Genomic DNA, 12,538 nt, shown 5'->3' with positions numbered 1-12,538 from the left:
TGTTTAGAGTGTAAGGATTGAATTGTTTATTCTGTTCGTAAAGAATCTACAGGATTTGCTGTTACTGATTTTATGGCCTGTATGCTAATCGTAATGATAGTTATGATAATTGCTCCAGAGCCCGCTATTAAAAATATATTCCAGGAGATGTCTGTTCTATAAGAGAATTTTTGCAGCCATTCATTCATAAAATAATAAGCTATTGGCGCTGATATGAATAGCGCAATAATTACTAGTTTGATAAAATCTTTAGAAAGTAATATCCATAGATTAGCAAGAGAAGCTCCAAGAATTTTTCTAACACCTATTTCTTTTGTTCGTTGTTCTGCTACAAAGGAGGCAAGTCCAAATAAACCTAAAAGACTTATAAATATGGCTAATATGGTAAAAACTTTTGCTAAACTAGCGATACGTTCTTCTGCTCTGAACTTTTTAGCGTATTCCTGATCTATGAATTGATAGTCGAATGGTACATTAGGAAAATTGGTTTTAAATACGCCTTCAACAATTTCCAAATTATCGCTAATACTGTTCTCCGGATTCAACCGTAGATTATAAAAGGAAATATTACCAAATCTATCAAAGGCATACATAGATTGTTTTACGGGACTATATGGTGACTGCATAATAATATCATCGATAACACCAATAATTTTAAGCGGTGGCATCGGGTTAGGATCATCAATATCAGAGTCACGTATCAATTTTCCTATTGGATTTTTAATACCCATATATTCTACTGCTGTTTTATTAAGAATCACACCTAAAGAATCCGTGGGAAAATCTCTGGAAAAGCCACGCCCAGCTATTATTTTTGCGCCCAAGGTTTCGACAAATTCATAGGATACATCGGTATATGCCAAATCTTCTTGAAAACCTACCGGTTTACCTTCCCAGGTATAACCACCTCTATTGGACCAAACATCTGTAGTAGGGCTGCTTGTCGTAGCCATTTCTATAGCTCCTCCAGAAGCTATAAATTGATTTCGCATGATATCTGCTTTCCCACTAAATTCGCTACTCATAACCGGTATTTGAATCAAGCCTTCTTTGTCATAACCCGTTGGTCTTTCTTTGCTGTACTGAATTTGGTTCATTACAATGAGTGTCCCTATAATAAGCGCAATAGACACTGTAAACTGAGTAACTACTAATACTTTTCTTGGAAGTGCTGCAAAACGACCAACTCTAAAAGTGCCTTTTAAGACGGTAACAGGATTGAAGGATGATAAATACAATGCGGGATAACTTCCAGACAAGAATGCGGTTACAAAAATGAATACTAAGGATACAAGCCAAAATAGCGTATTTGTCCACGGAAAAACAATGACTTTACTTGCTAAATTGTTAAAACCATCTAGACTTAATAACACAATTCCGATTGCTATTAAAAATGCCACAAATACAACTAGGAATGATTCACTTAGAAATTGAAATATAAGCTGACCTCTTTGTGAACCTATAGATTTTCTTATGCCAACTTCTATAGCTCGCTTTTCTGAACGAGCTGTACTTAAATTAACAAAATTGATACAAGCCAATAATAAGATAAAGATACCGATGATACCGAATAACCAAACATTTTCAATACGCCCACCACTTTGAATACCATTCTCAAAATCACTTCTTAAGTACCAGTCTTTCATAGGAAATAAGAAGATTTGTGGATTAAATTCTGCTTCTCCAGGCGAAGCCTTTTTTTTAACATCAATGATTTTAGAAGTAACCGCCTCCATAGTTGTATTATCATTGATCTGCACAAACATCTGAAAAGAATTGTTTCCCCAGGCTGTTTTTGCTCTCTCTAACCAAGGTTGTGTAGTTATATAATATTTCCACGGGATGAGATAATCCATTTCATTAAACGAATTATTATCAGGAATATCTTCATAGATTGCGGTGATAATTAAGTCATCCTGATTATTTACTTTTACGATTTTACCCACAGCAGCATCTGTTCCAAATAACGTTTTGGCAGAAGATTCAGATAGCATTATGGAATTCTTCTCTTTTAAACCATCTCTTACACCCTCTATAATTTTTAAATTTAGCATCTCTGGAGCACCTTCTTGCATGGCATTTCCACGTCTGTAAATATTAGTTTCTCCAAAACGAATATATCTTGGTTGTTCCCAGGAGGACATGATGATATGCTTAAAATTATCTTTATAGCCTTCTCTAAGCGCAAACTCCAATGGTCTTGGTATCGCAGGTCCTGTATCTATAATGTTATTCGCAGATTCATGCTGAAATACCTGAGCGATAGTTGTGTTATTTTCGAAATAATTGCCATAACTAAGTTCATCATATATCCACAAACCGATTAGTATGGTGGCTGCCATACCAATTGCTAGTCCTGATATATTTATGAACGAATAGATCTTGTTTTTTAACAAGTTTCTTAATGCGATTTTAAAATAATTCCTAATCATAACAGTTCATTTTTTGATCCGCCAGAGGCGAAAGGATTGATTTGATTGATGATTTATTCGGTTCTTAAGGAATTTATAGGATTAGCTACAGCCGATTTAATAGCTCGTAATCCTAGTGTAAATGAGGTGATGAATAAAGCTATAAAAGCAGCCAAGCCAAACATCCACCACTTAATTGATATACTATAGGCAAAACCATCTAGCCACGAATTCATAGCATACCACGCAATAGGGAATGCAATAAGAGCAGCAATACCTACTAAAATGACATAATCTTTAGATAATAAGAATACAATTTTAGTCACTCCAGCACCTAATACTTTGCGAACACCAATTTCTTTCACTCTCCTTTTTGCTGAAAAAGAAATGAGCCCGAAAAGCCCTAAACACGAAATAAAAATTGCAAGAATTGCAGTAATACTTACGGATTTAAGAATTCCTTCAATTAATAAATATTGACCGCTAACTTTATCTGTTAATCTGGATTGTATATATCTTTTTCTAGAAGGGATATTCTCAAAAGCAGTAGAAATGATGTTTTCAATACTAGTTTCATGACCTTCTTGTACACTTACTGTTAAAAACCTATGTTGCTCTAATGTTTTACGATCTCTATAAATATGAACCAATGGTTCAACAGCATTTTGTAAGTCTTGATAGTGGAAGTCTTTAACAACACCTACAATGGGCTGTCCTATCCCATTTCCTCCTTTAAAATTAAGTGTTTTGCCTTCAATTGTTTTCCAACCAAATGCTTTTAAAGCGGCCTCATTTATAATGACCGGGTATTCGTCAGCCTGATCAATATTTTGGTTAAAATTACGCCCTTCTACGATTGGAATTTCTAATGTTTTAAAATAAGACTGGTCTGCATACGATCTTCGTATCCGAACATCCGTATCGTTTGTCGGATCATAATAGTTCGTATAGTTAAAATAATAGTCTGATGGTATTGCCTGGCTTGTTGAAACACTCTTTACATAAGGATTGGACTCTAATTCATTTAAAAGTGCATTAAATTTTGATTGTGCAATATCTAATTTTTTATAATCCAAATCTATATTTCCAACTAAAACATTATTACGTTCAAAGCCCAAATCTGCATTTTTCATAAAGCCAATCTGCTTATTGAGTATAATTGCAATGCTTATACATAAAATTGCAATTGTAAATTGAAGAATAATAAATGAGTTGCGTAATAAGAAGTTGCTTTTTACCTGTTGCACTTTTCCTTTAATACCTAAAGTAACAGGGATTTTTACAAAGCGAAGACTTGGTAAAATAGAAACCATCAAAGTTGCTAAAATCCCAATCACAATAATCCCTAAAACTACAGGGTAATCTTTAAAAATATCAAAGGAAATTCTACCAAATTCAGGACCAAACGTATCATTTAACCTAGGAAGGTTTACAGTAAAAAAAAGAAATGCTGATAAAAGAATGGATACAAAAACAAGAATCCCGTTTTCTATACAATATTGAATAATGATCCCTTTTTTATCACTTCCTAATACTTTACGTACTGCAATTGTTTTAGTGCGTCCCAACATGGTAGAAGTGTTGAGATTAAGAAAATTAACCAATATAATTAGTAGAATAAAAAAGGAAGCAGCAATAGAACTAGAGATAATAATATCGACAATGGGAATAGCATCTGTTCTCATATCACCGAATGGCATCACCTTCATTTCTGCAATTGTATTCATATCGATACGATTTTCTTTCATCAATCGAGTTACACTATTCTTAAGTTGCGTAAGATCGCTATCCGGTCTTAACCTATAATAAGTTGGGGAAAAACTATTTCCCCAATGGGTCTGTGCAATAAAGGAAGGATTTGTTTTAAGTAATGTATTAGGAAGTAATACACCTAACCGAAAAGCAGAATAGGGGCTAATCGGCTCAAAAACTCCGGTAACTTTCAAGTTAAGCGTATCTGATCCAATTATGGTCTTCCCAACGGGATTTATATCACCAAAAATTTGTTTACTTACTTTATCTGTTAGTACAATAGAATATTTTTCTTTTAAAGCTGTTATTTTATTCCCATACTTCAAAGGAAGGTCAAATACTTCAAAAAATTCAGGGTCTGCATAATCGGTTCTATTTTGAAAATCTTTTTCTTCAAATGTTAACCACATATTGTTCCAACTGTGTAAATGTGTTCCTGCAATTACGTCCGGCGAGCTATTCAACACATTATCCAGCAATGGATAGGGCATTTCGGAATAATCATTACCATCTTTTAAAACAGTTTTTGTATAAAAAATATTCTCTTTATCAGGTATAGGACTATCGGCAGTATAGTAGGCATATACCGAGAATAATAATGTTAGAACACTTGAAATCCCAACGCTCAAACCAATGAGGTTTAAAAGGGAAAGGGTTTTGTTCTTTAGTAGATTTCTTATTGATATTTTAAAATAATTCCTGATCATGATTGTAGTTTTACCGTTCGTTTTTTGATTGATGATTTATTCTGTTCGTAAAGAATCTACAGGATTCGCGGTTACAGATTTTATAGCCTGTACACTTATCGTAATAATAGTTATGATAAGTGCTCCGCAACCAGCAATTAAAAATATGTTCCACGAAATATCGGTTCTATAAGAAAATTTCTGTAACCACTGACTCATAAAATAGTAAGCAATAGGACCTGCTATAAAAAGTGCAATAATTACTAGTTTGATAAAATCTTTAGAAAGTAGCATCCACAAATTAGCTAAAGAAGCTCCAAGGATTTTTCGCACGCCTATTTCCTTAGTACGTTGCTCTGCTACAAAAGAAGCAAGTCCAAATAAACCTAAAAGACTTATAAATATGGCTAGCATAGTAAACACTTTTGCTAAACTGGCAATACGTTCTTCTGCTCTAAATTTTTTGGCATATTCCTGATCTACAAATTGATAATCAAATGGAAGGTTTGGAAAATTCTTTTTAAAAGTTTCCTCTACTAGTACTAGACTATTACTTACACTTTTTGCCGGGTGTAATCGTAGATTATAAAAGCTTGCATTCTGGTTTTTATCAAAAACATACATTGCCTGTTTTATGGGGCTATAAGGAGACTGAACAATCATATCCTTAATTATTCCAACAATTTTAAGTGGGTCATCAGGGTTTTCAGTGTCAGTATCTCTAATATATTTACCAATTGGATCCTTTAATCCCATATATTTTACAGCAGTTTCATTAAGAATTACAGCATTAGAATCACTCGCAAATTCTCTAGAAAAACCTCTACCCGCAATTAGTTCGATATCCAATGTTTTAGTAAATTCATAGGATACAGAGGTATATGCTAAATCTTCCTGAAAACCTTCTGGTTTACCATCCCAAGTATATCCACTTCTGTTTGACCAAACATTTGTAGTTGGACTACTAGTAGTTGCCATTTCTATAGCAGCACCAGAGGCGATAAATTGATTACGCATAAGATCAGCTTTACCCATGAATTCATCACTCATTACCGGGATTTGTATTAACCCTTCTTTATTATATCCTACAGGTCTGTCTTTACTATGTTGTATTTGATTCATTACTACGAGTGTACCTATAATAAGAGCTATAGATACTGTAAACTGTGTAACTACCAATATTTTTCTGGGAACTGCTGCAAAACGACCTGCTTTAAAAGTTCCTTTTAAAACTGAAACAGGATTGAAAGAAGATAAATACAGAGCAGGGTAACTACCCGCTAGAAACGAAGTTAAAATGATAAATACCAGAGATACTCCCCAAAACTGAAGACTTAACCACGGAAAAACAATTTCTTTACTAGCTAAATTATTAAAAGCGTTTAAGAATAATAAAACTATAACAAGTGCTAAAACAAAAGAGAAAACAACAACCAAAAATGATTCGCTTAGAAATTGAAAAATGAGTTGCCCTCTTTTAGAACCAATAGATTTTCTTATACCAACTTCCGTAGCACGTTTTTCTGAACGGGCAGTGCTTAAATTTACAAAGTTAATACAGGCTAATAGTAATACGAATAAGCCAATAATACCAAATAACCAAACATTTTCAATACGCCCACCTGTTTGAACTCCGTTTTCAAAATTAGAACGTAAATGCCAATCCTTCATAGGTAATAAAAATAACTGAGGATTGAATTGTGCAGTTTCTTCATTAGCTTTTTTCTTAGCATCTTTTATTTTGGAGGTAACAATATCCATAGTGGTATTGTCATTGATTTGCACAAAAAGTTGAAACGAATTGTTTCCCCAGGCGTCTGCGGATCTTGTTATCCATTCTTGCGTGGTTATATAATGTTTCCAAGGGATAATATAATTAGTTTCATCAAAAGCATTATTAACTGGTATATCTTCATATATAGCAGTTACTATTAAATCATCTGTGTTATTTACTTTTATAATTTTACCTAGCGGATTTTCTTTAGCGAACAGTGTTTCTGCGGTGGATTTAGAAAGCATGATTGAGTTCTTTTCTTTTAATCCATATTTTTCACCTTGAAGAATCTTTAGATTTAATACATCTGGAGCAGGTTCTTGCATAAAATTACCGTCTCTATAAATGCTTTTTTCACCATACCTTAAATATCTAGGTTGCGTCCAGGAAGACATCATGATATACTTAAAATTATCATTGTAATTTTCGCGTAACTCAAACTCTAGAGGTCTTGGAATTGCAGGTCCTGTGCCTATTTTACCATTAAATGTTTGACTTTGAAAAACTTGTGCAATTGTTGCCTTGTTTTCAAAGTAATTGTTATAACTCAATTCATCCGTAATCCATAATCCTATCATTATAGTTACAGCCATACCAAGAGCAAGACCAGAAATATTAATAAAAGAATAGATTCTATTTTTAAGAAGGTTTCTAAATGCTATTTTGATGTAATTCCTAAACATAATTATTGATTTGCTGATTCGATTTTGATTGATTATAGATTGATGAATAACCTCTGCTATTATGTTAATATGTTTTCTGTCACTTTTTGCCCATCTAACATTCGGATAATTCGGTGACTGTATTTAGCATCGTGCTCACTGTGCGTTACCATAATGATGGTGGTTCCTGCTTCATTAAGTTCAATTAATAAATCCATCACTTCATTTCCATTGGTACTATCTAAATTTCCTGTAGGTTCATCGGCAAGAATAAGCTTAGGATTATTAACTACTGCTCTAGCTACGGCAACTCGCTGTTGTTGTCCACCGGATAATTGTTGTGGGAAATGATTACGACGGTGCATGATTTGCATTTTTTCAAGCACTTCTTCTACACGTTTTTTGCGTTCTGCAGGTTTAACACCGGTATATATCAAGGGTAATTCTACGTTTTCGAAAACAGTAAGCTCATCGATTAGATTAAAACTCTGAAAAACAAATCCTACATTATGTTTACGTAAGTCTGATCGTTTACGTTCTTTATAACCGGCAACTTCTTCGCCATTAAATTTGAAACTTCCCCCATCAGGATCATCCAGCAATCCTAAAATGTTTAGTAAAGTTGACTTGCCACAACCAGAAGGCCCCATGATTGCTACAAACTCTCCTTCTTTTACGCTAAAAGATAGTTTGTTTAATGCTATGGTTTGTACCTCTTCTGTTCTATAAAATTTTTCTAAGTCTGTTATTTGTATCATTACATTCGATTATTTAATCCGCCTGAGGCGGACAGATTGATTTCTTTTACTTTAATATTAATTCTTCTGTGTCTCCAAAACTGTCATAACTAGATGTTACTACTTGATCACCTGGTAATAATCCTTCGATAACTTCATAATATTCTGTGTTTTGGCTTCCTAAACGGATATTTACTTTATACGCACTGCTTCCGCCATCACTTACTTTAAAAATCCAATTACCACCTGTTTTCTGAAAAAATCCACCTTTAGGAATAAGCAGCGCTTGCTTTTCTGCACTTAAGGCGACACGAATTTGTAGGTTCTGTCCTCTACGAATTCCTTCAGGGACATCGCTTTCGAATTGCATATCCACCTGAAAACGTCCATTGGTAACTTGTGTAAATACTTTTTTGATGATTAGTGTATAGGTTTTGTTATTAAAAGTAAAGGTTCCTTTTTGACCATTATAAATTCTGGAAATATAGTGTTCATCAATATCTACGCGCACTTTGAATCCACTTAAAACATCAATTTGTCCCAGACGTTCTCCTTTGTTTTTTGATTGTCCAATTTCTGCATCCAATGATGTTAGTTGGCCATCTACAGGAGCACGAACGACAAGATCACCTACTTTTTTACGCATTAATTCTAATGCACTTTGTGTTCTTGCATATGAACTTTGAGCTTGGCTAAGTTCTTGTTTTGTAGCAGAAGAATCCTGACTCAATACTTGTTTAGCCAATTGCATACGCTGTCTTTGATAGTTATAATCGTTTTCAGAAGATTCATATTCCTGACGACCAACTGCTCCTTTATCATATAATTTTTTATTAAGTTCATAAAGACGTTTAGCTTCAATAAGACTATTTTCTACATCTGTGAATTGATTTCGTCTGTTAATAGTATTTTGACGAGCAGCGTTTTGAGAGATTTGCATCTGGGTTAATAAATTGTATACTGATGTTTCCTGATTGATTAGGCTTAATTCCAGATCAGTATTAGATAATCTTAGAATTGGCTCTCCTTTTTTCATAATAGCACCATCTTCTACAAACTTTTCTTCAACTCTACCACCTTCCAGAGCATCTAGATAAATAGTAGTGATAGGTAATACAATTCCATTTACTGGGATATTTTCCTGAAACACGTCTTTCTTAATGGTATTGATAGCAATACGCTCTTTTTCTACGTTTAATTTAGAACCCCCAGAAGACTGTATGAATACAAAGAGTATCAATGCTAATATTGCTAAACCACCTATCGTCATTGCGATACGGGATTTTGAGAATTTCTTTTTTTGAATTGGAACGTCCATGTTTGGCTTTTTGATTATTGATGCTAATTAGTTGATTTAGTTTGTTTTGTTTTTAGAGCTTGAAAATTCAAGTACATTATCGTACAGTACATTATTTCGATCGATAATGACTATAGAAGTATTGGGAAGCTTCACTTCTTTTAGTACTGTAGTTGAAGAGTTTTTAGCTGCGGAATCCTCTTGTTTTATTGGATTTGATTCGCTAATGTCTTGCCCGTAAAAAAAAGTTACTAGAGTTATGATTAGAATTAAAATTAATTTGCTCATTATATTATGAATTATCTCGTTATGCTTTTAATCTTATTTTTGTACATCAATTACATAGTCAAGATAATGCCAAAAACATAAGTCACTGTTTTTCAATGGATAATGTTTTTTTGTGTAAATAAAAGTGTACGATTTCGATACACTTTGTGTTCGAAAACGGTACATCTAAAGATCTGTAATATTTTGTTTTCTAATTTTTATATGCTGAATATAATATTGTAATATTGTATCAATGGTATTAAAGGAAGCTACAATATTAGTTATAGATGATGATGTAGATGTACTAACTGCATTACGTCTTTTATTAAAACCTTTGGTTAGAGAGGTTGTTATAGAAAAGAATCCCAGCAATATAGGTTCACAAATAGAGCAGAAAAAATTTGATATTATTATTCTGGATATGAATTTTAATGGTCTGGTTAATACGGGTAATGAAGGGATCTTCTGGTTGAATAAAATAAAGGAAAAAAAGCCCGGTACTGATGTCATTTTGATTACGGCTTATGCCGATATTGATTTGGCAATTCGTGCATTAAAGGAAGGAGCTTCTGATTTTTTAGTGAAGCCATGGAAGAATGAAAAGATCATAAACACGATTACTACTTTATTACAATCTAAAAAATCTAAGGATTCAAAAAATAATGTTACTCAACCAGGAACGAATACAATTATAGGAGAAAGTGATGCGATTAAGGATGTGTTTTTAAAACTAAAAAAAGTGGCTCCTACTGATGCTAATGTTCTAATTCTTGGTGAAAATGGTACAGGAAAAGATTTAATAGCAAGAGCACTACACGACAATTCTAACAGAAAGGATAAGCCTTTTGTAAAAGTAGATGTAGGCGCATTGACTTCATCACTTTTTGAGAGTGAATTGTTTGGTTATAAAAAGGGAGCTTTTACAGATGCTAAAGAAGATAGAGTAGGGCGATTCGAAGCTGCTAACGGAGGAACTTTGTTTTTAGATGAAATAGGCAATATTACTTTAGGACAACAAGTACGTTTATTAACAGTTTTGCAGAACAGGTTGGTTACTCCATTAGGATCTAATGAAGCGATTTCTATTGATATTAGACTAATTTGTGCAACTAATATTGAACCACAAGTTTTAGCGGATGAACAAAAGTTCAGGAAGGACTTAATTTATAGAATTAATACAGTAGATATTATGATGCCTCCATTACGAGATAGAGGAACAGATATTACGCTGCTGGCAAAGCATTTTATTAATATTTATGCGGATAAATATAATAAAAGTACGTTCTCATTAGATTCAGGTTTTATTTCTAAATTGAAAAAACATGATTTTCCTGGTAATGTAAGAGAATTACAATATGTCCTAGAGCGCGCTGTAATTATGACTGATGGTAATGTATTAAAACCAGAAGATTTAGTTTTTTCTTCTATAGAAAGACAAACTACTAAAACTTCTGCTGTAACAATGAATTTAGATAGTATAGAAAAAAATGCAATTCTTACCGTTCTAGAAAAAAATAAAGGAAATGTTTCGAAATCTGCAAAAGAACTAGGAATTACTAGAGCAGCATTATACCGAAGGTTAGATAAGTATGAACTATAACGGTTACATTTTTAGACTATTCATAAGGATTCTAATTTTGGTTTCCTTGATACTAGGTTTGGTGTATGCTATTGTTAAGGACTATACAAGTATCGCTGCAGGTATTACATTTATAATCTTATATATTGGATATACTACTTATAATTTTGTCAAACGTCGTTTTGTCGTTATGGATGATTTCTTTGAAGCGGTTAAGTATCGAGATTTTTCCAGATGGTTTCCTGAGGATAGAGGCCCTAGGGATATAAGATTTCTTTATAAAGGCTTTAATGAAGTGAATCGTACTATCAAAGATATAAACTCTCAAAATGAAGCACAATATGTATATCTTCAGAAGATACTGGAGATGGTAGATATTGGTATTATTGCTTATAATCTCGAAACAGGAGATGTGTTATGGTCCAACGATTCATTTAGAGAGACATTAGATTTTCCTTCATTTAAGAATATTCGCTTTGTAGAAAAAAGAAAACCTGATTTGTACGACGCCGTTTTTGAAACCTATCATAAAGAGCCGAACTCAATTTCGATAGCCGTTCAGAATGAAAAGATAAAGGTATTAATTTCTGATACAGTTTTTCAGGTTAAGGATGATCCGTTTAAACTTATCGTTTTACAAAATATTGATGATACATTAAACAAAAATGAGTCGGAAGCCTGGAAAAAATTACTAAGTGTAATGACTCATGAAATTATGAATTCTATTGCACCAATTTCTTCTCTGGCAGATACTTTACAATCACATTTGCAGCTTACTTTAGATAACCCTAAAGAGTATCCATTGGAATTAGAAGATGTGAATTCAGGCGTAAAAACTATAAAAAATAGGAGTGAAGGTTTATTGAAATTCGCTAAAACCTATCGTAGTCTCAACAAAGTAACACATCTAAATCTAGAGAAAAAGAAGATTGCTGAACTTTTTGATAATATACAATTGCTAATGCAACCTTCTTTGGATGTAAAAAATATTACTATTGATTTTAAAGTAGTACCTCCAAAATTAGAATTGAATATTGATAGCTATTTAATCGAACAAGTTTTGATTAATCTGATCTTAAATGCTGTAGATGCTTGTAAGCATAAAGCTAATCCAGAAATACGAGTAATTGCTGAACAGAAACCGAATAGAAATATTGTAATTAAAGTATACGATAATGGTTCTGGAATTCCACAAGATATTATGGAGAGTATTTTTATTCCGTTTTTTACTAGTAAAACGACAGGTAGCGGTATCGGACTAAGTCTTTGTAAACAGATTATGTTACTCCATAAAGGTAAAATTCTGGTAAGTAGTAAAGAAACAGAAGGTACCGTGTTTAGTTTAGTTTTTTAGAATACCATGTAAATTAAAG

The 12,538-nt window shown here is 33.0% G+C and carries 8 protein-coding genes; 2 read left to right on the top strand and 6 right to left on the bottom strand.

Features of this window, described 5'->3' with window-relative positions; genetic code table 11:
- Nucleotides 1-26: 26 nt before the first annotated feature.
- Genes Q0829_RS18305 through Q0829_RS18280 form a run of 6 tightly spaced genes read right to left on the bottom strand, consistent with a single transcriptional unit; the run spans nucleotide 27 to nucleotide 9,607 of the window.
- A complete protein-coding gene (locus tag Q0829_RS18305; protein WP_298545854.1) occupies nucleotides 27-2,432 on the bottom strand; it encodes an ABC transporter permease in 2,406 nt (801 codons plus the stop codon).
- Nucleotides 2,433-2,485: 53 nt separating this feature from the next.
- The gene (locus Q0829_RS18300) at nucleotides 2,486-4,870 is read right to left on the bottom strand and encodes an ABC transporter permease (RefSeq protein WP_298545853.1); all 2,385 of its coding nucleotides are present in this window, start codon (nucleotides 4,868-4,870) and stop codon (nucleotides 2,486-2,488) included.
- 36 nt (nucleotides 4,871-4,906) lie between these two features.
- Nucleotides 4,907-7,306, bottom strand: coding sequence for an ABC transporter permease (locus Q0829_RS18295; RefSeq protein WP_298545851.1), 2,400 nt, complete (start codon nucleotides 7,304-7,306; stop codon nucleotides 4,907-4,909).
- A gap of 59 nt (nucleotides 7,307-7,365) precedes the next feature.
- Entirely contained in the window at nucleotides 7,366-8,043 is a 678-nt protein-coding gene (locus tag Q0829_RS18290) for an ABC transporter ATP-binding protein (RefSeq protein WP_298545850.1), read from the bottom strand.
- A 46-nt stretch (nucleotides 8,044-8,089) separates the two neighbouring features.
- Entirely contained in the window at nucleotides 8,090-9,340 is a 1,251-nt protein-coding gene (locus Q0829_RS18285; protein ID WP_298545849.1) for an efflux RND transporter periplasmic adaptor subunit, read from the bottom strand.
- 36 nt (nucleotides 9,341-9,376) lie between these two features.
- Nucleotides 9,377-9,607 carry a hypothetical protein gene (locus Q0829_RS18280; RefSeq protein ID WP_298545848.1) on the bottom strand — a complete coding sequence of 77 codons (231 nt, stop codon included), beginning with the start codon at nucleotides 9,605-9,607 and terminating at the stop codon, nucleotides 9,377-9,379.
- 232 nt (nucleotides 9,608-9,839) lie between these two features.
- On the opposite strand from Q0829_RS18280, the gene Q0829_RS18275 reads away from it, so the two are divergent.
- Together Q0829_RS18275 and Q0829_RS18270 are read left to right on the top strand one after the other, a co-directional pair.
- Nucleotides 9,840-11,186, top strand: coding sequence for a sigma-54 dependent transcriptional regulator (locus Q0829_RS18275; RefSeq protein ID WP_298545847.1), 1,347 nt, complete (start codon nucleotides 9,840-9,842; stop codon nucleotides 11,184-11,186).
- Nucleotides 11,176-12,519, top strand: a complete 1,344-nt coding sequence (locus Q0829_RS18270; RefSeq protein WP_298545846.1) for a HAMP domain-containing sensor histidine kinase — start codon at nucleotides 11,176-11,178, stop codon at nucleotides 12,517-12,519. The genes Q0829_RS18275 and Q0829_RS18270 overlap by 11 nt, the downstream gene beginning before the upstream one ends.
- Nucleotides 12,520-12,538 lie beyond the last annotated feature (19 nt).

Origin of the sequence: uncultured Aquimarina sp. (genome assembly GCF_947492405.1) — a bacterium.
Classification (GTDB): Bacteria; Bacteroidota; Bacteroidia; order Flavobacteriales; family Flavobacteriaceae; genus Aquimarina.
This window is presented reverse-complemented; position numbering and strand designations above follow the sequence as displayed.